Origin of the sequence: Novosphingobium sp. TCA1 (genome assembly GCF_009811895.1) — a bacterium.
Taxonomy (GTDB): Bacteria; Pseudomonadota; Alphaproteobacteria; order Sphingomonadales; family Sphingomonadaceae; genus Novosphingobium; species Novosphingobium panipatense_A.
The window spans coordinates 57810-80332 of the sequence record NZ_BLJH01000001.1 but is presented as its reverse complement, the minus strand read 5'-3'; the positions used below and the strand labels follow the sequence as shown (position 1 = coordinate 80332).

Below are 22523 nucleotides of genomic sequence, written 5' to 3'. Positions count from 1 at the left end.
GGACAATCGCGCCCATCTGCCTGATGGACGACGTCCAATCAAGCAGCCAATCCCGGCGGAAATGTGATGGCTGACGAATTCTCCAGGCTATCCCCCGAAAATCGGGAGCGATGCCAGATCGTTGACAGTGACAAACAGCATCAGGGCCAGCACGAGTGCCACCCCGGTGCGGATCGCCCATTCCTGACTGCGAAGACCAAGAGGCTTACGACGGACCAGTTCAGCCGCGTAGAAAGCCAGATGCCCACCGTCCAGACCAGGAATTGGCAGGAGATTGATGAATGCCAAGTTAATCGAGATCATCGCCACGAAGCCCACGAAAGGCTCCCATCCGAGCGAAAACTGTTCGCCCGAATACTTGGCGATCTTGATCGGCCCGCCGAGTTCGCGAACGGACCGATCGCCGGTCAGAATCTGGCGAATACCCGTGACGATGGTGCCCATCAGGGCAAAGCTGCGATCGACGCCGATACCCAGCGCCTGAACCGCGCCCACGGGTTCGAGACGCCCGAAACCCGATTCCACGCCGATCCGGCCGACGGTTGCCTTGACGCCCTTGGCATCCTCCTGGACGGCCGATCCTATCGTCATGGGCAGGACATGGGCCTGACCCTCGCGAACGACGGTTATGGTGGTTTTTGCGCCCGGCCGGGGCATGATCAGCGGCGGCACCTCGCGGAAGCTGCTGATCGGGGTTTCACCGACTGCGACGATCCGGTCGCCCAGCTTCATGCCTGCCAGCTCTGCCGGAGAATCTGCCGTGAAGCCGCTCACCACCGGCACTGCGAAGTCGGCGCCAAGATCCCCGATCCTCGCCTTGTTGCCGAAATCGTCGCTGACTTCGTCGTTCGCCAGCTTGACCGGCAGAACCACGGTGCTGCCTTCGCGCTGCACTACGACTTCCACGGTCTTCCCGGGATAATAGACCGTATGCTCCGGTATGTCCGTGACGCTGCCGATCCGGTTGCCGTCGATCGAGACGATGTGATCCCCGACCTGCATCCCTGCCGCCTTGGCGGCCGAGGTCTCGGAAAAGCCGACCACTTCGGGGTCGGCGATCAGCCGCCCATGGGCGTAGACGAAGCCCGCCAGGATCAGCACGCAGAGCACGAAATTGGTCAGCGGCCCGGCAAAGACGATGAGCGCACGCTGCCACAGCGGCTTCACATGAAAGGTCTTCGCGCGTTCCTCGGCCGTCAGCCCGTCCTCCCCGGCGCCGGGCGCCGAGGCCGGGTTCATGTCGCCCGCGAACTGGACATAACCGCCCAGCGGCAGCGCCGAGAGCTTCCAGCGGGTGCCGCGTCTGTCGGTCCAGCCTGCAATCTCCTTGCCGAAGCCGATCGAGAAAGCGTCCGCCTTCACGCCGAACAGCCGCCCGACCAGATAGTGGCCAAGCTCGTGGATCAGCACGAGCGGCCCCAGCACCAGCAGGAATGCGAAAATCGTCGTCAGCAGGTTCGGCGATGCGGTCACTATTCAGGGAATCCTCTTCGGACCGCGTATCGTCACGCAGTCCCGGCCAGCATGCTTGCCCTTGCTCGCGCCTCGCCGTCAACCGCAAGTACGTCCGACAGGCTCGCAGGCGCGGGCGGCGAGTAGGCGCCGAGCACGTCCTCGACTTGTGCAGCGATCCGCGTGAACGGGATCTGACCGCCGAGGAAGGCCGCCACGGCCACTTCGTTCGCGGCATTGAGCACGGCGGGAATGCCGCCGCCGGCCTCTGCCGCCTCACGCGCGAGACGGGTTGCAGGAAAGCGCACTTCGTCCGGCTTGCGGAACGTCAGTTCACCGATTTCGGCGAGGTCCAGCGGTGCGCAGGGCGTATTCATACGCTCCGGCCAGGCCAGTGCCGAAGCGATCGGCACGCGCATGTCGGAAGGCCCGAGCTGCGCCAGAGTGGACCCATCCCGGTACTCGACCATGGAGTGTACGACGGACTGCGGGTGGACGATGATCCGCAACTTGTCGAGGCCGACCGGGAACAGGTAATGCGCCTCGATCAGCTCGAGGCCCTTGTTGAACATCGTCGCCGAATCGACACTGATCTTCGCGCCCATGTCCCAGTTCGGGTGCTTGATCGCCTGCGCGGGCGTCGCCAGGGTCAGCCGGTCGAGCGACCAGTCGCGGAACGGCCCGCCGCTGGCAGTCAGCGTGATCCAGCGGACATGGTCCAGGCTGTTGCCCTGAAGGCACTGGAAGATGGCGTTGTGCTCGGAATCGATCGGCAGCAGCGTCGCGCCGTGGCGTTCCACCGCCGCCGTCATCACTTCGCCCGCCGAGACGAGCGCTTCCTTGTTGGCAAGCGCGATCACGCCGCCCTGCTCGATCGCCGCCATCGTCGGTGCGAGACCCGCACAGCCGACGATGGCCGCAACGGTAACATCGGCGCCGCGCGCTGCCGCTTCCACGAGCGCCGCAGCGCCGCCCGAAGCCTCGATGCCGGTTCCGGCAAGAGCCTCGCGCAGATCGGGAAGACGCGCCTCATCGGCGACAACGGCGAGTTCTGCGGAGAATTCGACGGCCAGCCTGGCCAGTTCGGCAACATTGCCGTTGGCCGTCACCGCGACGACGCGCCAGTCGGCGGGATTGCGGCGAACGAGGTCCAGCGTCGATGCGCCGATGGAGCCGGTGGCTCCGAGAATGGAAATGGTACGCATGGTCGTCATCGCGGCTGGAAAAGGATCATCAGGCCTAGCACGAAAAGCACGGCCAGCAAGCCGTCGAGACGGTCGAAGAAACCGCCATGGCCGGGAATGAAATTGCCGGAATCCTTGACCCCGGCACGGCGCTTCATCCAGCTTTCGAAGAAATCGCCCGCCTGCGCGCAGACGGCGACCAGAATGCCGGTGAGCAGGCAGGTCAGGAAGAGCGGCAGCGCGTTTGCGGTGAGATACCAGCAGGGCTGCATGCCAAAGCAGGCAGGCGCATCGGCGGCATTGCCTTGCGGATGAACCGAGAGCAGCCCTTCCTGCCAGAACCGTGCCGCACCGAAGAGCACCAGCGTGGCGCCAAGCACCCCGCCCAGCAGGCCCGACCAGGTCTTGGACGGGCTGATCGACGGCGCGATCTTGGGGCCGCCGAGGCTACGCCCGGTGAAGTAGGCGCCCACGTCCACGCCGATTACGGCCAGCAGCACCGTCAGCAGCGGCGCCAGACTGAAGGCCGGATTGCGCAGGAACAGCAGCATCGCTGCACCGATGCCGACATAGAGCATGCCGCCGAAATTGAAGGCAGCGCGTTCGCCGGGATGCTGCGTGCCGCCGCGCGCCAGGCGGACCCATTCCCACAGGACGCCAAGCGCCACGGCACAGACGAACGCGGTCCAGACCACGCCGCCGAGCCAGAGGGCTCCACCGGCCACGACCAGCATGACCGCCGCAGAAGCCGTCCGCACCCCGAGGTCGGACTTCTTCCTGGCCGGATCAGCGTCCGCCATAACGCCGCTCGCGGGAAATGAAGTCTTCGAGGGCCTGGCGCAGATGTTCGGCAGTGAAGTCCGGCCAGAGCACTTCGGTGAACATCATTTCGGCATAGGCCGCCTGCCAGAGCAGGAAGTTCGACAGGCGCACTTCGCCAGACGTGCGGATCAGCAGGTCGAGCGGCGGCAGGTCCGCCGTGTCCAGCTCGGCCGCGATCGTCTCGGGCGTGATCGGTCCCTTGGCCGCAGCCTTGGTGGCAGCACGGGCGATCTCGTCCTGCGAGCCGTAGTTCAGCGCCACGGCGAGCGTCGTGCCGGTATTGGCGGCGGTCTTCGCCACCGCACCCTCGACCAGTTCGACGACATCGGGCTTGAAAGCCTTGTAATCGCCGATAATCTTGAGCCGGACACCGGCGGCCGCGAACTCATCGAGATCGGAGAGGATGAAGCGCTTCATCAGGCTCATGAGGTCGGAGACCTCTTCCTCGGGCCTACGCCAGTTCTCCGTGGAGAAGGCGTAGAGTGTCAGCGCTTCCAGCCCCATCTCGCGTGCCCCGCGCACGACGCGGCGCACGGCTTCCACGCCGCGCTGGTGGCCCAGCGCGCGCGGCAAATGGCGCTTTTTCGCCCAGCGCCCGTTGCCATCCATGATGATGGCAACGTGGCGCGCGGAAACGGGTTCGCTCTTGGCCATCAGGCGTTCCTCGAATCGGGGCCGAGAGGCCTCACTTGCCGAGGATTTCCTTTTCCTTGGCGCCGAACACGTCGTCGAGCTGCTTGATGATGTCGTCGGTCAGCTTCTGGACTTCGGTTTCGCCGCGCTTGCGGTCGTCTTCCGAGATTTCCTTCTTCTTCTCGTCGGCCTTCAGGTTCTCGATGCCGTCGCGGCGCACGTTGCGCACGGCGACGCGGGCCTTCTCGGCATAGGAGCTGGCGAGCTTGGCGAGTTCCTTGCGGCGTTCCTCGGTCAGATCCGGGATCGGCAGGCGCAGCGTGTTGCCGTCGTTGATCGGGTTGAGCCCGAGACCGGCCGAGCGGATCGCCTTTTCGACGGGGCCGATGTTCGACTTGTCCCAGACCTGCACCGAAAGCATGCGCGGCTCGGGCGCCGAGATCGTGGCGACCTGGGTGATCGGGGTGTTGGCACCGTAGACGGTGACCATGATCGGCTCCAGCAGCGCGGTGTTGGCGCGGCCGGTGCGCAGGCCCGAAAGATCGTGCTTCAGCGCTTCGATCGCGCCGGTCATGCGGCGTTCGAGGTCCGCCTTGTCATACTTCGCCATGTGTCAGGCTCCTTTCTGGACGACCGTCTTGGTGCCGCCGCCCGCGAGAACGGTGGCAAGATTGCCCTTCTCGCGGATCGAGAACACGACGATCGGGATTGAGTTGTCGCGGCACAGGGCCACGGCGGAAGCGTCCATCACCTTCAGGTTGTCGGCGAGGACGGTGTCGTAATCGACCGAATCGTAACGCTTGGCGTCCGGGTTGGTCTTGGGGTCGCTGTCGTAGACGCCGTCTACGCTGGTGCCCTTGAGCAGGGCATCGCAGCGCATTTCGGCGGCGCGCAGGGCAGCGCCCGAATCGGTGGTGAAATAAGGCGCGCCCACGCCTGCCGCGAAGATCACGACGCGGCCCTTTTCAAGATGGCGCTCGGCGCGGCGGCGGATCACCGGCTCGCAGACCTGATCCATCTGAACGGCAGACTGCACGCGGGTTTCGACGCCGAGCTGCTCGAGCGCGTTCTGCATCGCCAGGGCGTTCATGACGGTGGCCAGCATGCCCATGTAGTCGGCTTGCGCACGGTCCATGCCGCGCGCCGCGCCGGCCATGCCGCGGAAGATGTTGCCGCCGCCGATGACGAGGCAGATCTCCAGGCCGGTTTCCTTGGCGGCCTTCACTTCCTTGGCGAGCTCGGTGACGAATTCGGGGTCGATCCCGAACTGCTGGCTTCCCATCAAGACTTCGCCCGACAGCTTGAGCAGGACGCGCTTGTAGGGGGAAGAACTCATGGCCGCACAATCTCCTCTGGGCACGTTGCCCAATTCCAGGCCGCCCGGCTTTAGGAGCGCAGGGGCGGCTTGCCAAGGGGCGAGCTTGTGGAAGAGCGCGGCCGAGCAGCCCGATCCTTCGGACTACCCTTTCAGAGGTATGGCTTAAGAGCAGATCGTCCGGGAGGATGCATCACGGAAGACCGATCCATACTTGCGCCAACAACGCCTCTCAGAGAAAGAATTCCGCCAGTTCCCGCTCCCTCAAGTCATAGGCGATCTGCGACCGGGCGACCTCGGCCATGCGGCGCTCCGCCCAGTCGATCATGGCCTGAAGCGCATCGAGCAGTTCGCGGCCCAGCGGCGTTATCGCATAGCCGACCGTTACCGGAACCGTCGGCACGACATGGCGCGTAACCAGCCCATCCCGTTCCAGCGAACGCAGCGTCTGGCTGAGCATCTTCTGCGAGATGCCGTCGATATGCCGCTTCAGGGCATTGAAACGCATCTCTCCGCTACTCGTGCCTAACGTCGTCAGGATCAACACACTCCACTTGTCGGCAATGCGGTCGAGCAACTGCCTGGTCGGGCAATTGGCCGCATAGACGTCCGGCGTCCTTTGCGCGGTTTCCTCAGGGTAACCCGGTGCGATGAAAGTGCCTTCTTGCATGGATGCACTCCATGACACACCTGGTCACTATTGGAAACCACTGGAGAATTCTCGCAATGAAGATCGCAGTCCTGGGCGCCAGCGGCCGTGCCGGATCGGAAATAACCAAGGAAGCCGCCGCACGCGGTCATGAAGTTCTCGCCATAGCACGCAACCCCGAGAAAATCGCCGCAGCACCCGGCGTAACGGCACAGGCGGGCGACGCCTCCGCCCCCGCAGCGCTGAGCGCGCTCATCTCCGGCGGCGATGCCGTCATCAGCGCGCTGCATTTCGACGTTCCGGCCGAAACCCTGCTTTCCGCGATCCGCAAGGCCGGCGTTCCGCGCCTTCTCGTCACCGGCGGCGCAGCCAGCCTAGAGGTAGCACCCGGCCAGCGGCTCATCGATTCGCCCGATTTCCCCGAGGAATGGAAGCCGTTCGCCATGGGCGGCATCACTTTCCTCGACGCGCTGAAGCAAGTCGATGACGTCGACTGGACCTTCTTCTCCCCCGCCGCCCTGATCTTCGAAGGCCCGCGCACCGGCACCTATCGTCCGGGCACAGACCGGCTCGTCACCGACGATGCGGGCGAGAGCAGGATCAGCTTCGCCGACTACGCCATCGCCATGATCGACGAACTGGAAGTCCACAAGCACAGCCGCGCGCGCTTTACCGCAGCCTACTGAAGCCGCGAAAAGCCATAGAAAAAGGGCCGGGAAGCCATAGCTCCCCGGCCCTTTTCTTATTGCGGTATCCGTGAAGGATCAGCCGGCGACAGCAGCAGCCACTTCGGCTGCGAAGTCGGTGACTTCCTTCTCGATACCTTCGCCGAGCTGGAAGCGGACGTAGTCCTTCAGCACGATCTTGGCACCGGCTTCCTTGCCGGCCTGGTCGACGACCTGCTGGATCGGGGTCTTGTTGTCCATGACGAAGACCTGCGAGAGCAGCGCGTTTTCCTTGGCGTACTTGGCGATCGCGCCTTCGACCATCTTGGCCTGCACGGCTTCGGGCTTACCCGATTCGGCAGCCTTTTCCTGGGCGATCTTGCGCTCGCGCTCGATCAGCTCGGCGTCGAGATCGTCGGCGTTGAGGGCCAGCGGGAAGGCAGCGGCGATGTGCATCGCGATCTGCTTGCCGAGCGCTTCGAGAACGTCAGCCGAAGCTTCCGATTCGAGAGCGACCAGAACGCCGATCTTGCCGAGGTTCGGCGCGGCAGCGTTGTGCATGTAGGGAACGACGAGGCCCTGAGCGACTTCGACGGTCTTCAGGCGGCGAACCTGCTGGTTCTCGCCGATGGTCGCGACATTGTTGGTCAGCGCGTCGCCGACGGTGCCGCCGGTCGGGTAGGCAGCAGCCTTGAGCGCTTCCACGTCGTCACCCGAAACGCCGAGAGCGACTTCGGTGGTCTTGCGGACGAAGTCCTGGAACTGGTCGTTCTTCGCAACGAAGTCCGTTTCCGAGTTCACTTCGACGGCAACGCCCTTGGTGCCGGTGACGGCAACGCCGACCAGACCTTCGGCAGCCGTGCGGCTGGACTTCTTGGCGGCAGCAGCCAGACCGCGCGCGCGCAGTGCGTCGACGGCGGCTTCGAGATCGCCACCGGTTTCGTCCAGGGCCTTCTTGCAGTCCATCATGCCGGCGCCGGTGCGCTCGCGCAGGTTCTTCACGTCAGCGGCGGTGTAAGCCATCGCTCAAATCCTTTTGCTTGGTGGAGCCACGTTCCATGGCCTTAAAATTTGCAGAGCCGTACAGTGGCCCAAAAATTCCCCGGGTCGCACAGCGGCCCAAAAATTAACGCGCGCCAGGCCCATTGGACCCGGCGCGCGACAATTCCATGACGAAAGAGTCGTCGCCGGACCTATCAGGCCTCGACAGCAGCTTCTTCGGCAACCGGCACGTCCATGGCACCGATGTCGGCACCGCTGTTCACGATCGCGTCACGACCGCCCTTGGTGGCAGCCTGGGCGACGGCTTCGCAGTACAGGCGCACGGCGCGGCTGGCGTCGTCGTTGCCCGGGATCGGGAACGAGATGCCCTGCGGGTTGACGTTGGTGTCGAGCACGGCGACGACCGGGATACCAAGAACGTTGGCTTCCTTGATGGCCAGGTCTTCCTTGTTGGCGTCGATCACGAACATCACGTCCGGGATGCCGCCCATGTCGCGGATGCCGCCGAGCGACAGCTCAAGCTTGTCGCGCTCGCGGGTGAGCTGAAGGACTTCCTTCTTGGTCAGGCCGGTGGTGTCGCCCGAAAGCTGCTCTTCAAGAGCCTTGAAGCGCTTGATCGAACCCGAGATCGTCTTCCAGTTGGTGAGCATGCCGCCCAGCCAGCGGTGGTTGACGTAGTGCTGGCCGCAAGCGCGGGCAGCCTGGGCGATCGGCTCCTGAGCCTGGCGCTTGGTGCCGACGAACAGCACCTTGCCGCCAGCCTGGACGGTGGCCGAGATGAACTCGAGCGCACGGGCCATCAGGGGCACGGTCTGCGACAGGTCGATGATGTGGATGCCGTTGCGCGCGCCGAAGATGTACGGCTTCATGCGCGGGTTCCAGCGGTGGGTCTGGTGACCGAAGTGTGCGCCGGCTTCGATGAGCTGCTGCATGGTGACGACGGGAGCCGCCATAATATAATTCCTTCCGGTTTGAGCCTCTGGAAAGCAGGAACCTGGCGGAAGTCCGAAGACCCTTGTCGCCAAAGCACCGGTATGTGCGCTTTCCATGTGGATTGCCCGAATCGGTAAAGTACCGCGAATTCGGCACTGTCCTTTCAAGCGGGGCCGCCCTTAACGCCGTTTCACGAAAAAGGCCAGCCCCAATCCAGCCCCCGCACAAGGCAGTTCGTCGCAGAGCCGCCATTCCCGAGGAATTGCGCAGGAAACGAAGCCTATTCCACTGCTTTTCCACAAGGTAGTCCCCACGGTTACACACCGGGAAGCACTTTCCATCCTGCGATGGAAAATCGGGGACTTGGAACCTCAATTGCCCATGGGGGTGCGGCAAGTACCAAGGACGCAGTCGATGAATGCGGTTTCATCCATCCTGTTCGGGATCGCCGCCACTTTCGCAATGATGACGATCTGGACAAGCTACCGGACCGCCCTGCCCGCTTTGCTCAGCCTGAAACGGAAACTGGACCAGCAAGGCGCTTCCCGCCCCGCATGCCACACCAGCCAGAGTGCGGGCCGACGGAAATCGACTCCCGCCCGATCGACCGGTGCCCGAATGCACGCAATCCCCGCAGCCCTATCAGCATCTCGTCAATGGAGACGGCGCGAGCCTTCCAGTCCGAAAGCCTGATCGATGGTGCGGTCGTCCGCATCCATCTCTCGTTCCACGACATCTTCGAGAAGTTCGCTCGTGTGATCGATGATCGCCTGCATCTGCATGATCGCCTCAGCCACGGCAGCCGCCGACCGGCAGGACGGCATGAGATCGACGATGATGACGAGACCGTGCTGCGAATCGATCGAGAACCGGCACCCCAGCAGGCGATCGTGAAGCCGCGCGAGCGTGAGGCAAAGGGCTGAACCGGGCTCGACTTCCTCCAGAACCAGACCCTTGATCTGTATCCAGTCGTCCACTCCGAACACCGACCATACGCTGCCGGTCTCGCGATCGGTCAGCACCAGTTCGGCCGCATCGATTTCCTCGATATCGAACTGATTGGCATCGCACCAGTCGCGCAGCCCTTCCAGTTCCAGCAGTGCGTCGCCGCTCATCTCGAAGCCGCTCATTTCGAAACCTGCCGCATCATGCAGACGGCCAGCTGCGAACTGACGGTTTTCCGCTTGACAGCATGAGAACAAATTGAGAACAACAACATCACAGGAACATTAATAGAACGATTCTCGATTTTCCACAAGCTCTCCACAGGGCTCGCGACTCTCCGCCCCGCAAGGACTGTGGATGTCGGTTCGAAAGGAAATGTCATGACTGCTTTCGCCGCCTGCCTGTTTGCCGTGGCCGCATATGTCTCGGCCCATGTCATTGCCGCAAGCTGGCTGCGCCATGCAGGCGCGGCGCGCGCGCTGCAGGCACAGCTTCGCGAATGCACCGATACGGTGGCGCTGGGCTGGAAAGTGGTGGAGCGCGTGCCCCTGCCCGCGCTCTCCATGCTCAGAAAGGACCGTTCGGTGCGTCCGCGTCGCCAGTCGCAGTGGACTGTGGCGGAACGTCCTGGCCTTGAATGGCCCGAGTATGGCGCGGAGCTCGCCGCCTGACTTTCGCATAAGTGGCGATCCCGATAGGGATCAGGATCAAGTAGGCTATGGTGATGACGGCCAGGGTGAACCAGGGCTCGGTCAGCAGCGCCGCCACGGTCAGGCCGACCAGAGCGATGACACCTAGGCGCAGGCTTGGCGGAGGACGCATGCGCGACCAGCTGAGCGTGGGCAGGCTCGAAATCATCAGGAAGGCGATCATGACCATCCAGATGCCGACCGCGATCGGATTGGTGAATTCCGAAAGCCCGGTCGCGATCCACAGGTACATCGGCAGAAACGCCAGCCCCGCACCGATCGGCGCGGGTACGCCGGTCAGGAAACCGGCCTGCTTGTGCGGCTGATCCAGCTCGTCGAGACGGGAATTGAACCGCGCAAGGCGCAGCACGCAGCAGATCGCGAATGCAAGCGCCGCAATCCACCCCATGCTCGGAAGCTGGTGCAGCGTCCACAAGTAGACGATCAGCGCGGGTGCGACGCCGAAGGAAATCGAATCGGCCAGACTGTCCAGTTCGGCGCCGAAGCGCGTTTGGGCCTTGAGAAGACGAGCGGCGCGGCCATCGATGCCGTCGAGCAGTCCGGCCAGGATGATGGCTTGGACGGCTCGCTCATAGTCTCCGCCGATCGCAAACCGGATGCCGGTCAGGCCGGAGCAGAGCGCGGCCGCGGTAATGGCGTTGGGAACGAATACGCGCATCGGCAGCCCGCCGGCGATGCGGCGACGCACGGGAGAGCCTTCGCCCTCGCGCCCGCCGCCCGGGACTCCGCCGGGCTCGCCGCTCACTGCGAAATGCCCTCGATCACGGGCGCCGATCCCAGTTCAGCCAGTACCGTCTCACCCGCGACGATCCGCTGGCCCATGAGCACTTTCGGTTCGACCCCGGCCGGAAGATAGACGTCGACGCGGCTACCGAAGCGGATCAGGCCGATTCGCTGGCCCGCAGCAATCATGTCGCCCGGCTTCACGAAAGGCACGATACGGCGCGCCACAAGCCCCGCGATCTGCGTGAAGCAGATGCGCAGGCCGTCGCCGCGCTCGACCAGGATATGCTGGCGCTCGTTTTCCTCGCTCGCCTTGTCGAGGTCGGCATTGAGGAACTTGCCGGGGATGTAGATCACCCGGCGCACCGTGCCGCCGATCGGGCTGCGATTGATGTGGACGTCGAAGACGCTCATGAAGATCGAGATGCGGGTGACCGGATCGGTCGGCATCGGCTGCGATCCGCTGCCGTCCTCGACCGTTAGTTCGCGCGGGGGCGAAACTTTGCCGATCAGCGTCACCAGGCCATCGGCGGGCGCGACGATGTAGCGATCGTCCTGCGGCGTCACGCGAACGGGGTCGCGGAAGAACGCCAGCACGCAGAACGTGAGCAGCGCCAGCGGCCAACCGACCAGCGGACCGAACACGATCCAGCCCGTCAGGGCGACGGCAGCGGCAATGGCGCCGAACTTGCGACCTTCCGGGTGAACGGAAGGCCAGCTCCAGGACGCTTCGCCGCGTCCCTGATTATCGAGAATTTCTCCGGGCATCACCGTCCTCTAGTCACTGTACACCACCCCCGCAATGCCGGGAGGGCGCACCACGTTCCCATTCGCCGAGACTGGCGGGGATATTTCATGACGGGGATAGTTTCCGGGGTCCCCGAAGGGAATGCTCTTTTGAAGAGAACCGGTGGTGGACAGGGCTGGATTCGAACCAGCGTACGCTTGCACGGGCAGATTTACAGTCTGCTGCCTTTAACCACTCGGCCACCTGTCCACACCAGTTACTGGCGGGGGTTCCTCTATCGAAGAACCCGTTGTGTTGAAGCTCCGAAACCAGAGCCTCGCTGCCGAGGAGCGCGCCTATGTAGAACCCGGCCTTGCCTGTCAATGGGGGGAATGGCAGGAGCGGCATAGTTTTTTCGAATAAGGACATTTTTAATGAGCAATCGTGGCGACCGGGAAGACGGCGACCGCGCGGGCGGACGCTCCGGCAAGCCCCTTCGGGGCCGTGCGGGCCGTATGAAGAACGGCCGTGGCAGCGGCAGGGCCAGTACCGGCATGGTTCGCCTTTGGGGCCGCCATGCCGTGGAAGCTGCGCTCAAGAACCCGAATCGCAGCCATCGCAAGCTCTGGGCCACTCGCGAGGGCGTCGAATCGCTGGACGGAGAGCTTCCCAGCGATTTCCCTGTGGAATGGGCCCAGCCCGCCGATCTCGCGCGCTTGGTCGCGCGGGACGCGCCGCACCAGGGCCTCGTGCTCGAATGCGCCCCGCTGGACGATATCTTCATCGATGACGTTCTCGAAGGCGATCCCTCGCGCCCGGTGGTCGTGCTGGATCAGGTAACCGATCCACACAACGTAGGCGCCATCATGCGTTCGGCCGCCGCCTTCAACGCCTGCGCCATAGTGACGCAAGACCGCCATGCGCCGCCCGAATCGGGAACGTTGGCCAAGAGTGCATCCGGGGCGCTGGAAATTCTCCCCTGGGTTCGCGTCGTCAATCTCGCCCGCGCGCTCGAAGAGATCGCCGAAGCCGGATATTGGCGCATCGGCCTGGACGGCGAAGCGACGACGACCCTGGGCGAGGCTCTCCCCACCGGGCCGGTCGCGCTGGTTCTGGGCGCCGAGGGTGACGGCATGCGCCACAATATCGTCCAGCACTGCGACGCCATCGCCAAGTTGCCGATTAGCGAGGCGATGGAAAGCCTCAATGTCAGCAACGCGGCCGCCATCGCGCTCTACGCTGCGGCGACGCGCCCGCTGTAACGCGGAACATCGAAGGGGCACTCATCATGAACCGAATAGAACGGCGTCCTCTGGGGCGCCGCTTGGTCGCCGGCCTGGGCGTCACAGCCCTGGCCCTGCTGGCCGCAGCCTGCATCTTTGCGCCGGGCAAGTTCACGTCCACCCTGGACTTGCGCAAGAATCGCACGTTCTCGTTCCGCTATGCGGGCGAGATCGTGATGGTGCCGCTCCAGATGTCCAAACCCAAGGCCTTCGAGCCCGAAGCCTGTCACGATGAGGATTACAACGATCGCCCTTGCACCGAGGAGGAACTTGCCCAGCAGAAGACCGACTGGGAAAAATCCACCGAGGAAAAGCGGAAGAACGACGCCCAGGCCGCGCAGATGCTGACTGGCGGCCTCGATCCCAGCGATCCGAAGGCCGGCGAGCAGATAGCCGAAAAGCTGCGCCGCCAGACGGGCTGGAACAAGGTGGTCTATGTCGGCGACGGCAAGTTCGACGTCGATTTCGCCACGACCGGCCGCCTCGACCACGATTTCGCGTTCCCGACGATTGAAGGCTTTGCGATGAGCAACAGCTTCGTCCAGCTCACGCTGCGGCGCGACGGCTCGGTGCGGATGGATGCACCTTCATTCGGCCCTCAGGGCGGTGCAGCGGGCATGGGCGCGATGATGAGCGATCTCGCGCAGGAAAAGGGCGGTTCGGATGCGACACCCGGCACCACCGCTGCGGACGGCACATTCACCCTGACCACCGATGGGGAAATCCTGGCCAACAATACCGACGAAGGCCCCCGGACCGCTCCGGGCGGCAAGGCGCTGGTCTGGACGATCAATGCCCGGACCGCGGCAGCCCCCACGGCGCTCGTCAAACTGGCACCCTGATCGCGAGATCCTGCGGGTAGGCACGACCCGCCCGCAGGAACCTTCCCGCGCTCCAAAACGAAAAACGCCGCGCCGACCCGAAGGTCAGCGCGGCGTAATCATGTTCAGCCTGCGAGGCGTAGCAGGCTGCAAGGATGCTTAGTTGACAGCGTCCTTGAGGCCCTTGCCGGCCTTGAACTTCGGCTGAGCCGAAGCCTTGATTTCCATGGGTTCGCCGGTGCGCGGGTTACGGCCGGTCGAGGCCTTGCGCTTGGCGACCGAGAAAGTGCCGAAGCCGACGAGGCGAACTTCGTCGCCAGCCTTCAGCGCGCCGGTGACTGCGTCGAACACGCTTTCGACAGCCTTGGTGGCATCGCTACGGGTAAGACCGCTCGAGTCTGCAACGGCGCTGATAAGATCGTTCTTGTTCATTATGGGTACCCCCTAACCTTTCATTTGAATCGGATGTGACGGGATATTCGGATTCGCCTCTAAACGCGACGGAATTGAGCCGTTTTTACCCGCGCTGTCAAAGGCTAAACATGGCGGAAACGGGCACTTTATCGCGTTTTTCCGCCATTCAGATGACAAATGCTGATTTGTGCAGCGCAGCATCGGCCATGCAACCGCCGTTCTGCGACGAGCCGTACGCTGCTGGAGCTTCCGATATTTCCGCTTCGTCGGGCCTCTCGGAATCGCATAGCAGAATCAATCGCCTACCGATCGCGGCCGCGAGGCACAAAAAAGGCGGTTCGAAAACGAACCGCCTCTCAAGTTGCCCGGCCCTGACGAGCCGGACACATGGCCGCAGCTTACGCCTGGGCGTCGTTGACACGGCGCTCGGCGATGCGGGCGCGCTTGCCGGTACGACCACGCAGGTAGTACAGCTTCGCACGACGCACGACGCCGCGACGGACAACGGTGATCGAATCGATGTTCGGCGAGTAGAGCGGGAATACGCGCTCCACGCCTTCACCGAAGCTCATCTTGCGGACGGTGAAGTTCGAACCCATGCCACGGTTCGAGCGCGCGATGCACACGCCCTCGTAAGCCTGGACGCGGGTGCGGGTGCCTTCAACCACCTTCACGCCGACGCGGACGGTGTCGCCCGGACGGAAGGTCGGGATATCCTTGGCGGCCTTGGCAATTTCCTCGGCCTCGATCTGCTGAATCAGGTTCATGAACCTAAGTCCTCGTTTTTGCGCCGCGCACCAGAGGCAGACTGGCCCCGAACGTCACTGCGACGTTCCCAAAGGTCCGGCCTGCGTGACCGTGTATCTTCCTCCGCCTTTTGTTTCCGCCAGGCGGCGATCTTCGCATGATCCCCCGATCGCAGCACTTCAGGGATCGTGCGCCCTTCCCATTCGGTGGGCCGGGTATATTGCGGGTATTCGAGAAGACCGTCCTCGAACGATTCCTCGGTCCCGCTGGAAGCCGCGCCCATTACGCCGGGAAGCAGCCGAATGCAAGCGTCAAGCAGCAGGATTGCCGCGGGTTCGCCGCCCGAGAGCACCGCATCGCCCACCGACATCTCTTCCACCTGACGGCCCGCGAAGATGCGCTCGTCGAAACCTTCGAAGCGGCCGCACAGGATGGTGACGCCGGGGCCGTCCGCCAGTTCGCGCACGCGTGCCTGCGAGATCGGCTTGCCGCGGGGGGTCATCGCGATGATCGGCGCATCGGGATTGATCGAACGGGCGTGGTCAATTGCAGCGGCCAGAACGTCCACCTTCAGCACCATGCCCGCACCGCCGCCTGCGGGCGTATCGTCCACGGTGCGGTGCTTGTCGGAGGCGAAATCGCGCATGTGGACGGGGTTCATGGCCCACTTGCCCTCCGCCAACGCCCTGCCCGCAAGGCTGACGCCGAGCGTGCCGGGGAACATCTCCGGGTAGAGGGTGAGGACGGTGGCGTTGAAAGTCATGCCCCCGCGCAAAGCCCAAATTGGGGCCGGCGGCAAGGGGAAAGCACCGAATTTCGCCGTTCAGAGCGGTTCCCAGACTTCCGCCGGCAGGAAAGCCCGGTCGATCGCGATCTCTTCGCGCAGCCATTCACGCAGACGCTCGATCTTGCGGACGCCCGCGCGGCTTTCCGAATGAACCAGCCATTGCGCCGGACCAGGATAATAGAGCGTCCCGAAAGGTTGCACGAGGCGCCCTGCGTCCAGTTCCGCACGCCAGAACAGCGGAGACATCAGCGCAATGCCGAATCCTTCGCGCATCGCCGTCGCTTCCTGAAGCTGGTTGTCGAAGACGATCCCGGTACGCGGCGGCGGCGGTGTGCCGATGCCGTTAACGGCGAACCAGCCGGCCCACCAACGGTCGTTCGGTGCGAATCGCTCTACGGACAACAAGTCTTCCGGTTTTTCGATGGCGTTCCTTTCGAGAAAAACCGGCGCGCAGATCGGGGAGAAATGCTGACGAAACAGGAAATCGGCGCGCAGCCCGTCCCACTTGCCGTAACCCACGCGGATTGCCACATCGTAAGGCGAGGTCGCCAGATCGACGACTTCGTTGCTGAGCGACATGCGCACCGCCAGATCGGGATGGCGCAACTGGAAACGGCCGATCCGCTCGCTCAACCAGCTCGCGCCGATCGAAACCGAGGCATTGAGCGACAGCACGTCTTCATCCTCGCTCCACACTGCGGCGAAGGCGTCGGTCATCGATGCGAAGGCACCGGTGAGTGCAGGCAACAGGCGCCGCCCGACGTCGGAGAGGCGCACCCTGCCCTTTTCACGCACGAACAGCGGTTTGCCGACGCGATCCTCCAACTGCCGGATCTGGTAGGAAACCGCCGCCTGCGTCATTGCCAGCTCTTCCGCCGCGCGCGAGAAATTCTCATGCCGCCCTGCCGCTTCGAAAGCGCGAATGGCAGTCAGGGGAGGAAGCCGATCCATCGCGGGATGATAAGGCAGCCTTATAGCTCATGCCAGAGGCTTTGTTGGCCTGGCGAAGGTCGATCCGGCACATTCCAACCATTGGATGGAGGAACCGGACAATGCAGGATCAACACTTCATGCAGCAGTGGAATGCCGGGCACGACCGGTTTTCCGAAGAACTCGATCGCGGCCTTGCCAAGAGGGCCAGGAAGATCGCGGCCCGCCTTCGCCGCCGGGCGCCGCAGCAGCCCCGCTCGGAACAGTGCGGCCCGGAACGGTGCGGACCGGAAACGCAGCTGGCCCGCAAGGCCCGCCTGACATCGCTCGGCGTCATCGGCGGCGTTCTTGCCGGGGCAAGCCTGGGCATGGTGGCGCCGCTGGTGCTCGCGATAGACTGCCCGCAGACGCCCTTCGAAGCGGCCCGCTTATGTACCCGGGCTGCCCTCACCTGAAACAAAAAGGCCGCCCCGAAGGGCGGCCTTTCGTTCATTCTTCCGCAAAGACGGCGGTGATGACCAGGCGTTCGTTATCCCATTCGGGAACGGCGGCGGAGGTCATCGGCACCATGAAGCGGCGCCGCTTCCCGGTCCCTTGGCCAGCCTCGCCCACCGGACGCTCGATCTCGATCACGTCACCCGCGCCGAAGTTCTCGACCGCGACGCAGATGCCGAGTTCGTCACCCGCGTCAGAGACGGCGCGCAGCCCCAGCAGGTCGGCGTGATAATACTCGCCTTCCTCCAGTTCCGGCATCGACGCGCGCGGGACGGTAAGCGCGGTCCCGCGCAGCTTCTCGGCAGCCGTGCGATCCGGCACTTCCTCGAAACGCGCAATCGCGCCGCCCTTCCCGTCATCGCGCAGCTTGGCGAGCGTCAGGGTGGAATCGTTAAAGGCGCGGTAGCGCTTGAGCGCCGCCACGCCTTCACCGAACAGCTTGAGGCGAACCTCGCCCGTCACGCCGTGCGCGCCAGTGATGGCAGCGAGCGTGACGGGGCGGTCTTGACCTGCCATCTGGATCCGACCTGAAGCTTAGGCTTCGGTCGATTCCTCGGCAGCTGCTTCAGCAGGCGCTTCTTCAGCGGCCGGAGCGGCAGCAGCAGCGGCGGCAGCTTCTTCAGCTTCACGCAGCTTCTCGGCCTTTTCCTCGGCGCGGTCCTTGGCCTTCTGGCCCGGCTCGCCCTTCTTGGCGTTCACGGTAGCAGCGCGTTCCTTGATGCCGGCCTTGTCGAGCAGGCGGGCAACGCGGTCGGTCGGCTGAGCGCCAACGCCGAGCCAGTAACGCACGCGGTCTTCGACCAGACGGACGCGGTTTTCGTCGTCCTTGGCGAGGATCGGGTTGTAGGTGCCGACCTGCTCAAGATACTTGCCGTCGCGCGGAGCGCGCGAGTTGGAGACGACGATCTTGTAGTAAGGACGCTTCTTCGCGCCACCGCGCGACAGACGGATCGAAACGGACATTGCTCTACCTTTCCTTCAAATCTTCAAAAATTACTTCTTAAGAAACTTGCCGAGATCGGGGCCACCGAGGCCCGGCATACCGCCGCCTCCAAGACCGCCGCCGCCCAGGCCCCCACCAAGGCCGGGCATGGCGGCATCGAGACCGCCCTTTCCGAACATCGCGGCCAGCCCCTTGAGGCCGCCCATCTTCTTGATCTGCTTCATGGCCTTGGACATCTCCTGGTGCATTTTCAGCAGCTTGTTGACGTCCTGGACATTGGTGCCCGAACCGTTGGCGACGCGGATCTTGCGCTTGGCGTTGAGCAGCGCGGGGTTGATGCGCTCCTTCGGGGTCATCGAACCGATGATCGCATCCATGCGCAGCAGCACGCGGTCGTCCATGCCGGACGCCTGCATCGCCGCCTTGGCCTTCTTCATGCCCGGCATCATGCCGGCCAGAGCGCCAAGGCCGCCCATCTTCTGCATCTGGCTAAGCTGCATGCGCAGGTCGTTCATGTCGAACTTGCCCTGCTCCATGCGCTTGGCCAGCGCTTCGGCTTCCTCGACCTTGACCGCTTCGGCCGCCTTTTCGACGATCGAGACGATATCGCCCATGCCAAGGATGCGGTTGGCAACACGGCTCGGGTGGAAGACCTCGAGGGCCTCCATCTTTTCGCCGGTGCCCGCGAACTTGATCGGCTTGCCGGTGACGGCACGCATCGACAGCGCCGCACCGCCGCGCGCATCACCGTCCATACGGGTGAGCACAACGCCGGTAAGATCGACTTCGCCGGCGAACGACTGCGCGACGTTAACCGCGTCCTGACCCGTCAGCGAGTCGACCACGAGCAGCGTTTCACGGGGGTTCGAGATGGCGGCAACCGCCTTCATCTCGTCCATGAGCTGGGTATCGACGTGGAGACGGCCGGCAGTGTCGAGCAGCAGCACGTCCACGGCCTGAAGGCGGGCGGACTGCATCGCGCGGGTGGCGATCTCGGTCGGCTGCTGGCCGGCGATGATCGGCAGGGTGGCAACGCCGACCTGCTCACCCAGAACGCGAAGCTGTTCCTGCGCCGCCGGACGGTTGACGTCCAGCGAGGCCATCAGGACCTTCTTACCCTGCTTCTCGCGCAGGAGGCGGGCGATCTTGGCGGTGCTGGTGGTCTTGCCCGAGCCCTGAAGGCCGACCATCATGATGACGACCGGAGGCGCGGCGTTGAGATCGAGTTCGGCGGTCTCTTCGCCGCCCAGCATCTCGATCAGCGCGTCGTTGACGATCTTGACGACCTGCTGGCCGGGCGTGACCGACTTCAGGACCGACTGTCCGACAGCCTTTTCGGTGACTTGGTCGACGAAGCGGCGCACGACGGGGAGCGCGACATCGGCTTCGAGCAGCGCGATGCGCACTTCGCGCATGGCATCGCGGACGTCCTGCTCCTTGAGCGCGCCGCGGCCACGCAGCTTGTCGAAAACGCCGCCAAGACGATCCGAAAGGCTGTCGAACATGCCTAACTCCACTTTCGGCGGGCCACAGGGCCAGCCAGAACGCCAAAAACGCCGGTGGGCGAAACCTCGCTGACCGGCGTGACGGAAACCTTATGCGAAAAACGCCGGCGGACGAAACCTCGTCGGCCAGCGTATCGCGTTTCCGCGAAACTGATATGTCGAAATAACCGAACGAAGAAAACTTTGAAAGGCTATCTCGGTGAAATGGTGGAGCCTAGCGGGATCGAACCGCTGACCTCCTGCATGCCATGCAGGCGCTCTCCCAGCTGAGCTAAGGCCCCATTCACTTCATCGGATCGACCTGGGAGGTTCGACCCGCTTCCCGCACTTTCGGCCAGTCGCTCTGACTTGCCTCCGCTTGGGAGGCCGCCCTCTAGATGGGCTGCTCCGGGCTGGCAAGAGGAAATTTTCACGGGTCTGTCATTTTTTGGATGAGGGGTGGAAAAGTGCTCCCGCACCTTTCCCCACTCACCCCGCTCATCCTGAGCCTGTCGAAGGATGGAGGCCTCGCGCCACGCCGCAGGGGGCTTCGACAAGCTCAGCCTGAGCGGGTTGAAAGCAATTATCCCAGAAGCGAGAAAGGGCGCGGCTGCCGAAGCGCCGCGCCCTTTCCTGAATTCGATATCGGCCGAGCCTTACTCGTCGCGGTCGCCGTCGTCGTCGCCGCCGCCGATGCCGAGATCGTCGTCACCGCCGAGGTCGACGTCGTTGTCCGGCGAATCACCGTCGTCGTCGATGTCCAGATCGTCTTCGGCGAGATCCGAATCCTCGGTCTCGACGGCTTCCTTCTTCTGGATTTCCTCATAGGGAATCGGCTGCTTGGACTTCAGCACCGGCTCCGGGTGCCACGAATGGCCGCACTCGATGCAGGTCACCGGGTCATCCTTGCCCAGGTCGTAGAAGCGGGTGCCGCATTTCGGGCAGCCGTGCTTGGCGCCCCACTCAGGCTTTGCCATGAAATGTCCTCATACTGCGCGCCCGAACGGTACGGGCGTGAATTCCGTGTCTTGATGGGAGGGCCGGCGCGCAAAATCAAGCGTCCCGGCTGCATCAGGGCGCGCGCCTTGCCATAGGCCGCCCCCGCTGTCAAAAGCCCGGCGATTTTGCGCCCCTCCAGTCTGAGAGAAGCACGCCCGTGAGCCACGACACCACCGCCCCCATGCGCCCCCGCCGTTTCCTGCCAGCAGGACCGCTGAAGGGCAGGATTCGCGTGCCGGGCGACAAGTCGATCAGCCACCGCTCGATCATGCTGGGCGCGCTGGCCGTGGGCGAAACCCGCGTGACCGGCCTGCTGGAAGGTGAGGACGTGCTCGCCACCGCCGCCGCCATGCGGGCCATGGGTGCGTCGGTCGAGCGCATGGATGATGGCGAATGGCGAGTGAACGGCGTGGGCGTCGGCGCCCTGCTCCAGCCCGAAGGCCCGGTGGACATGGGCAATTCTGGCACCTCGACCCGCCTCCTGATGGGCCTTGTCGCCAGCCATCCGATCAATGTCAGTTTCACGGGCGACGCCTCGCTTTCCAAGCGCCCGATGGGCCGCGTGATCGATCCCCTCTCGGAAATGGGCGCCAGCTTCGAAGCAAGCGAAGGCGGCCGCCTTCCCCTGATCGTGCGCGGCGCTTCGCCGGCCGTGCCGATCACCTATCGCCTGCCGGTCGCCTCCGCACAGGTAAAGAGCGCGATCCTGCTCGCCGGGCTTAACACGCCGGGCGAGACCACCGTGATCGAGCCGGTGCCGACCCGCGACCATTCCGAACGCATGCTCAAGGGCTTCGGCGCAGACCTCACCGTCACTGTTGAAGCCGACGGCACCCGCGTCATCACCATCAAGGGCGAAGCGGAACTGAAGCCCCAGGTCATCGACGTACCGGGCGACCCCTCCTCGGCCGCCTTCTTCATCGTTGCCGCACTGGTGACGCCGGGCAGCGAAGTCGTGATCGAGAATGTCGGCCTCAACCCCACCCGCGCCGGCCTTGTCGAGCTGCTGCGCCAGATGGGCGGCCAGATCGAATTCCTGAACGAACGCGAGGTCGGCGGCGAGCCGGTGGCGGACCTGCTGGTCAGGCACTCCGCCCTCAAGGGTATCGAAGTCGATCCCGCCATCGCCCCTGCCATGATCGACGAATTTCCCGTCCTCTTCGTCGCCGCCTCGCTGGCCGAGGGCGTCACCGTCACCAGCGGCCTCGACGAGCTGCGCGTGAAGGAATCGGACCGCCTCGCCGCCATGGCCGCCGCCCTGACGCTCGCCGGCTCGCAGATCGAGGAGCGCGAGGACGGCCTTGTCATTACCGGCACCGGCGGCACCCCGCTGCCCGGCACGGCCACCGATGCGCAAGTGACCACCCACCTCGACCACCGCATCGCCATGTCGATGGCAGTAGCCGGTCTCGTCAGCAGCGGCGGCGTGGAAGTGGACGATACCCGCCCGATCGCCACCAGCTTCCCCAATTTCGAGGACCTGCTGGCCAGCCTCGCTGGATAAGGGCATTCTCGAGGTGGGCGGTTCTCCATTCGGCCGCCCACTGATGTGGAGTGCGCATGATTCTCGACCTGCCGCAATGGCTCAGCAATGTCCTCGGCTTCACCGGCACGGCGCTTTGCATCGCCGCCTATGCCTACATCACATATGAGGACAATCCGAACCGCTACCTCCAGCACGGGATGAACTTCCTTGGCGCGGTGCTGCTGCTCATTTCGCTGATGGTGAACGTGAACCTGCCCTCGATCGCGATGGAAGGCCTCTGGGCGGTCGTCGCCGGATGGGGACTGGTGAAGGCCTTCCTGGCCCGCCGCCGCCAGCCCGCCACGGCGGAACAGCCGACCTTGCACTGATCGCGC

The 22523-nt window shown here is 64.2% G+C and carries 27 protein-coding genes and 2 tRNA genes; 7 read left to right on the top strand and 22 right to left on the bottom strand.

Annotation, left to right across the window (positions count from 1 at the left end; all coding sequences use genetic code 11):
- Window positions 1-87: 87 nt before the first annotated feature.
- The 7 genes from rseP to NTCA1_RS00430 all read right to left on the bottom strand — a co-directional run bounded on the left by rseP (window position 88) and on the right by NTCA1_RS00430 (window position 6076).
- A complete protein-coding gene (rseP, locus tag NTCA1_RS00460) occupies window positions 88-1473 on the bottom strand; it encodes an RIP metalloprotease RseP (RefSeq protein ID WP_159827187.1) in 1386 nt (461 codons plus the stop codon).
- 32 nt (window positions 1474-1505) lie between these two features.
- On the bottom strand, window positions 1506-2657 hold the full coding sequence (locus NTCA1_RS00455; RefSeq protein ID WP_159827184.1) for a 1-deoxy-D-xylulose-5-phosphate reductoisomerase: 1152 nt from the start codon (window positions 2655-2657) through the stop codon (window positions 1506-1508).
- A 5-nt stretch (window positions 2658-2662) separates the two neighbouring features.
- Window positions 2663-3436, bottom strand: a complete 774-nt coding sequence (locus tag NTCA1_RS00450) for a phosphatidate cytidylyltransferase (RefSeq protein ID WP_159827181.1) — start codon at window positions 3434-3436, stop codon at window positions 2663-2665.
- Complete coding sequence (gene uppS / locus NTCA1_RS00445; RefSeq protein WP_159827178.1) at window positions 3423-4112, bottom strand: polyprenyl diphosphate synthase; 690 nt, start codon at window positions 4110-4112, stop codon at window positions 3423-3425. Before uppS ends, NTCA1_RS00450 begins: the two co-directional genes overlap by 14 nt.
- Window positions 4113-4143: 31 nt before the next feature.
- On the bottom strand, window positions 4144-4701 hold the full coding sequence (frr, locus tag NTCA1_RS00440) for a ribosome recycling factor (RefSeq protein ID WP_159827175.1): 558 nt from the start codon (window positions 4699-4701) through the stop codon (window positions 4144-4146).
- A 3-nt stretch (window positions 4702-4704) separates the two neighbouring features.
- Entirely contained in the window at window positions 4705-5427 is a 723-nt protein-coding gene (gene pyrH / locus NTCA1_RS00435; RefSeq protein ID WP_159827172.1) for a UMP kinase, read from the bottom strand.
- 211 nt (window positions 5428-5638) lie between these two features.
- Window positions 5639-6076, bottom strand: a complete 438-nt coding sequence (locus NTCA1_RS00430; RefSeq protein ID WP_159827169.1) for a helix-turn-helix domain-containing protein — start codon at window positions 6074-6076, stop codon at window positions 5639-5641.
- 56 nt (window positions 6077-6132) lie between these two features.
- Here NTCA1_RS00430 and NTCA1_RS00425 point away from each other — a divergent pair, with 56 nt between their 5' ends.
- On the top strand, window positions 6133-6741 hold the full coding sequence (locus NTCA1_RS00425; RefSeq protein ID WP_159827166.1) for an NAD(P)-dependent oxidoreductase: 609 nt from the start codon (window positions 6133-6135) through the stop codon (window positions 6739-6741).
- A gap of 78 nt (window positions 6742-6819) precedes the next feature.
- Here the strand turns inward: NTCA1_RS00425 and tsf are convergent, their stop codons facing one another.
- From tsf to NTCA1_RS00410, 3 genes are all read right to left on the bottom strand, one after another.
- Window positions 6820-7743, bottom strand: a complete 924-nt coding sequence (gene tsf / locus NTCA1_RS00420) for a translation elongation factor Ts (protein WP_086493404.1) — start codon at window positions 7741-7743, stop codon at window positions 6820-6822.
- Window positions 7744-7916: 173 nt separating this feature from the next.
- Complete coding sequence (gene rpsB, locus NTCA1_RS00415) at window positions 7917-8675, bottom strand: 30S ribosomal protein S2 (RefSeq protein ID WP_086493405.1); 759 nt, start codon at window positions 8673-8675, stop codon at window positions 7917-7919.
- A 633-nt stretch (window positions 8676-9308) separates the two neighbouring features.
- The gene (locus NTCA1_RS00410; RefSeq protein WP_159827163.1) at window positions 9309-9785 is read right to left on the bottom strand and encodes a hypothetical protein; all 477 of its coding nucleotides are present in this window, start codon (window positions 9783-9785) and stop codon (window positions 9309-9311) included.
- A 195-nt stretch (window positions 9786-9980) separates the two neighbouring features.
- On the opposite strand from NTCA1_RS00410, the gene NTCA1_RS00405 reads away from it, so the two are divergent.
- A complete protein-coding gene (locus NTCA1_RS00405) occupies window positions 9981-10271 on the top strand; it encodes a hypothetical protein (RefSeq protein ID WP_133084364.1) in 291 nt (96 codons plus the stop codon).
- Here the strand turns inward: NTCA1_RS00405 and NTCA1_RS00400 are convergent.
- The 3 genes from NTCA1_RS00400 to NTCA1_RS00390 all read right to left on the bottom strand — a co-directional run bounded on the left by NTCA1_RS00400 (window position 10168) and on the right by NTCA1_RS00390 (window position 12030).
- Window positions 10168-10968, bottom strand: coding sequence for a phosphatidylcholine/phosphatidylserine synthase (locus NTCA1_RS00400; protein WP_159828203.1), 801 nt, complete (start codon window positions 10966-10968; stop codon window positions 10168-10170). The two genes, NTCA1_RS00405 and NTCA1_RS00400, sit on opposite strands and share 104 nt — an antisense overlap.
- 83 nt (window positions 10969-11051) lie before the next feature.
- Window positions 11052-11801, bottom strand: coding sequence for a phosphatidylserine decarboxylase (locus NTCA1_RS00395; protein ID WP_086493407.1), 750 nt, complete (start codon window positions 11799-11801; stop codon window positions 11052-11054).
- A 143-nt stretch (window positions 11802-11944) separates the two neighbouring features.
- Window positions 11945-12030: transfer RNA gene (locus NTCA1_RS00390), tRNA-Tyr, on the bottom strand.
- 164 nt (window positions 12031-12194) lie between these two features.
- Here NTCA1_RS00390 and NTCA1_RS00385 point away from each other — a divergent pair.
- Entirely contained in the window at window positions 12195-13022 is an 828-nt protein-coding gene (locus NTCA1_RS00385) for an RNA methyltransferase (protein WP_086493408.1), read from the top strand.
- A gap of 26 nt (window positions 13023-13048) precedes the next feature.
- Window positions 13049-13885 carry a hypothetical protein gene (locus NTCA1_RS00380; protein WP_159827160.1) on the top strand — a complete coding sequence of 279 codons (837 nt, stop codon included), beginning with the start codon at window positions 13049-13051 and terminating at the stop codon, window positions 13883-13885.
- Window positions 13886-14023: 138 nt separating this feature from the next.
- Here NTCA1_RS00380 and NTCA1_RS00375 read toward each other — a convergent pair whose 3' ends face one another.
- From NTCA1_RS00375 to NTCA1_RS00360, 4 genes are all read right to left on the bottom strand, one after another.
- Entirely contained in the window at window positions 14024-14296 is a 273-nt protein-coding gene (locus NTCA1_RS00375) for an HU family DNA-binding protein (protein ID WP_086493410.1), read from the bottom strand.
- Between the two features lie 380 nt (window positions 14297-14676).
- Window positions 14677-15045, bottom strand: a complete 369-nt coding sequence (rplS, locus tag NTCA1_RS00370) for a 50S ribosomal protein L19 (RefSeq protein WP_086493411.1) — start codon at window positions 15043-15045, stop codon at window positions 14677-14679.
- The gene (gene trmD, locus NTCA1_RS00365; RefSeq protein ID WP_159827157.1) at window positions 15042-15788 is read right to left on the bottom strand and encodes a tRNA (guanosine(37)-N1)-methyltransferase TrmD; all 747 of its coding nucleotides are present in this window, start codon (window positions 15786-15788) and stop codon (window positions 15042-15044) included. Before trmD ends, rplS begins: the two co-directional genes overlap by 4 nt.
- Window positions 15789-15848: 60 nt before the next feature.
- Entirely contained in the window at window positions 15849-16763 is a 915-nt protein-coding gene (locus tag NTCA1_RS00360; protein ID WP_159827154.1) for a LysR substrate-binding domain-containing protein, read from the bottom strand.
- 101 nt (window positions 16764-16864) lie between these two features.
- Between NTCA1_RS00360 and NTCA1_RS00355 the strand changes: the two genes are divergently transcribed.
- Window positions 16865-17197: a hypothetical protein gene (locus tag NTCA1_RS00355; RefSeq protein WP_159827151.1), complete on the top strand. Its 333-nt coding sequence runs from the start codon at window positions 16865-16867 to the stop codon at window positions 17195-17197.
- Between the two features lie 34 nt (window positions 17198-17231).
- Here NTCA1_RS00355 and rimM read toward each other — a convergent pair whose 3' ends face one another.
- From rimM to NTCA1_RS00330, 5 genes are all read right to left on the bottom strand, one after another.
- The gene (gene rimM / locus NTCA1_RS00350; RefSeq protein WP_159827148.1) at window positions 17232-17753 is read right to left on the bottom strand and encodes a ribosome maturation factor RimM; all 522 of its coding nucleotides are present in this window, start codon (window positions 17751-17753) and stop codon (window positions 17232-17234) included.
- Window positions 17754-17771: 18 nt separating this feature from the next.
- Entirely contained in the window at window positions 17772-18200 is a 429-nt protein-coding gene (rpsP, locus tag NTCA1_RS00345; RefSeq protein WP_086493416.1) for a 30S ribosomal protein S16, read from the bottom strand.
- A gap of 30 nt (window positions 18201-18230) precedes the next feature.
- Window positions 18231-19685, bottom strand: a complete 1455-nt coding sequence (gene ffh, locus NTCA1_RS00340; RefSeq protein WP_086493417.1) for a signal recognition particle protein — start codon at window positions 19683-19685, stop codon at window positions 18231-18233.
- A gap of 205 nt (window positions 19686-19890) precedes the next feature.
- A tRNA-Ala gene (locus NTCA1_RS00335) sits at window positions 19891-19966 on the bottom strand.
- Window positions 19967-20320: 354 nt separating this feature from the next.
- A complete protein-coding gene (locus NTCA1_RS00330) occupies window positions 20321-20641 on the bottom strand; it encodes a TIGR02300 family protein (protein WP_086493418.1) in 321 nt (106 codons plus the stop codon).
- A 203-nt stretch (window positions 20642-20844) separates the two neighbouring features.
- Here NTCA1_RS00330 and aroA point away from each other — a divergent pair, with 203 nt between their 5' ends.
- Both aroA and NTCA1_RS00320 read left to right on the top strand, forming a co-directional pair.
- The gene (gene aroA, locus NTCA1_RS00325) at window positions 20845-22167 is read left to right on the top strand and encodes a 3-phosphoshikimate 1-carboxyvinyltransferase (RefSeq protein WP_159828200.1); all 1323 of its coding nucleotides are present in this window, start codon (window positions 20845-20847) and stop codon (window positions 22165-22167) included.
- Between the two features lie 56 nt (window positions 22168-22223).
- Window positions 22224-22517: a permease gene (locus tag NTCA1_RS00320; protein ID WP_159827145.1), complete on the top strand. Its 294-nt coding sequence runs from the start codon at window positions 22224-22226 to the stop codon at window positions 22515-22517.
- Window positions 22518-22523: the final 6 nt, after the last annotated feature.

What these genes read in the sequence shown, in the direction of transcription:
- NTCA1_RS00355 (WP_159827151.1), top strand. Translation starts at nt 16,865, where the DNA reads ATGCAGGATCAACACTTCATGCAGCAGTGGAATGCCGGGCACGACCGG.
- NTCA1_RS00405 (WP_133084364.1), top strand. Translation starts at nt 9,981, where the DNA reads ATGACTGCTTTCGCCGCCTGCCTGTTTGCCGTGGCCGCATATGTCTCG.
- NTCA1_RS00320 (WP_159827145.1), top strand. Translation starts at nt 22,224, where the DNA reads ATGATTCTCGACCTGCCGCAATGGCTCAGCAATGTCCTCGGCTTCACC.
- rplS (WP_086493411.1), bottom strand. Translation starts at nt 15,045, where the DNA reads ATGAACCTGATTCAGCAGATCGAGGCCGAGGAAATTGCCAAGGCCGCC.
- NTCA1_RS00430 (WP_159827169.1), bottom strand. Translation starts at nt 6,076, where the DNA reads ATGCAAGAAGGCACTTTCATCGCACCGGGTTACCCTGAGGAAACCGCG.
- rpsP (WP_086493416.1), bottom strand. Translation starts at nt 18,200, where the DNA reads ATGTCCGTTTCGATCCGTCTGTCGCGCGGTGGCGCGAAGAAGCGTCCT.
- NTCA1_RS00425 (WP_159827166.1), top strand. Translation starts at nt 6,133, where the DNA reads ATGAAGATCGCAGTCCTGGGCGCCAGCGGCCGTGCCGGATCGGAAATA.
- NTCA1_RS00410 (WP_159827163.1), bottom strand. Translation starts at nt 9,785, where the DNA reads ATGAGCGGCTTCGAGATGAGCGGCGACGCACTGCTGGAACTGGAAGGG.
- NTCA1_RS00455 (WP_159827184.1), bottom strand. Translation starts at nt 2,657, where the DNA reads ATGCGTACCATTTCCATTCTCGGAGCCACCGGCTCCATCGGCGCATCG.
- aroA (WP_159828200.1), top strand. Translation starts at nt 20,845, where the DNA reads ATGCGCCCCCGCCGTTTCCTGCCAGCAGGACCGCTGAAGGGCAGGATT.
- NTCA1_RS00450 (WP_159827181.1), bottom strand. Translation starts at nt 3,436, where the DNA reads ATGGCGGACGCTGATCCGGCCAGGAAGAAGTCCGACCTCGGGGTGCGG.
- NTCA1_RS00375 (WP_086493410.1), bottom strand. Translation starts at nt 14,296, where the DNA reads ATGAACAAGAACGATCTTATCAGCGCCGTTGCAGACTCGAGCGGTCTT.
- ffh (WP_086493417.1), bottom strand. Translation starts at nt 19,685, where the DNA reads ATGTTCGACAGCCTTTCGGATCGTCTTGGCGGCGTTTTCGACAAGCTG.
- NTCA1_RS00385 (WP_086493408.1), top strand. Translation starts at nt 12,195, where the DNA reads ATGAGCAATCGTGGCGACCGGGAAGACGGCGACCGCGCGGGCGGACGC.
- NTCA1_RS00400 (WP_159828203.1), bottom strand. Translation starts at nt 10,968, where the DNA reads ATGCGCGTATTCGTTCCCAACGCCATTACCGCGGCCGCGCTCTGCTCC.
- NTCA1_RS00360 (WP_159827154.1), bottom strand. Translation starts at nt 16,763, where the DNA reads ATGGATCGGCTTCCTCCCCTGACTGCCATTCGCGCTTTCGAAGCGGCA.
- pyrH (WP_159827172.1), bottom strand. Translation starts at nt 5,427, where the DNA reads ATGAGTTCTTCCCCCTACAAGCGCGTCCTGCTCAAGCTGTCGGGCGAA.
- rpsB (WP_086493405.1), bottom strand. Translation starts at nt 8,675, where the DNA reads ATGGCGGCTCCCGTCGTCACCATGCAGCAGCTCATCGAAGCCGGCGCA.
- NTCA1_RS00395 (WP_086493407.1), bottom strand. Translation starts at nt 11,801, where the DNA reads ATGCCCGGAGAAATTCTCGATAATCAGGGACGCGGCGAAGCGTCCTGG.
- frr (WP_159827175.1), bottom strand. Translation starts at nt 4,701, where the DNA reads ATGGCGAAGTATGACAAGGCGGACCTCGAACGCCGCATGACCGGCGCG.
- NTCA1_RS00330 (WP_086493418.1), bottom strand. Translation starts at nt 20,641, where the DNA reads ATGGCAAAGCCTGAGTGGGGCGCCAAGCACGGCTGCCCGAAATGCGGC.
- trmD (WP_159827157.1), bottom strand. Translation starts at nt 15,788, where the DNA reads ATGACTTTCAACGCCACCGTCCTCACCCTCTACCCGGAGATGTTCCCC.
- tsf (WP_086493404.1), bottom strand. Translation starts at nt 7,743, where the DNA reads ATGGCTTACACCGCCGCTGACGTGAAGAACCTGCGCGAGCGCACCGGC.
- rimM (WP_159827148.1), bottom strand. Translation starts at nt 17,753, where the DNA reads ATGGCAGGTCAAGACCGCCCCGTCACGCTCGCTGCCATCACTGGCGCG.
- NTCA1_RS00380 (WP_159827160.1), top strand. Translation starts at nt 13,049, where the DNA reads ATGAACCGAATAGAACGGCGTCCTCTGGGGCGCCGCTTGGTCGCCGGC.
- uppS (WP_159827178.1), bottom strand. Translation starts at nt 4,112, where the DNA reads ATGGCCAAGAGCGAACCCGTTTCCGCGCGCCACGTTGCCATCATCATG.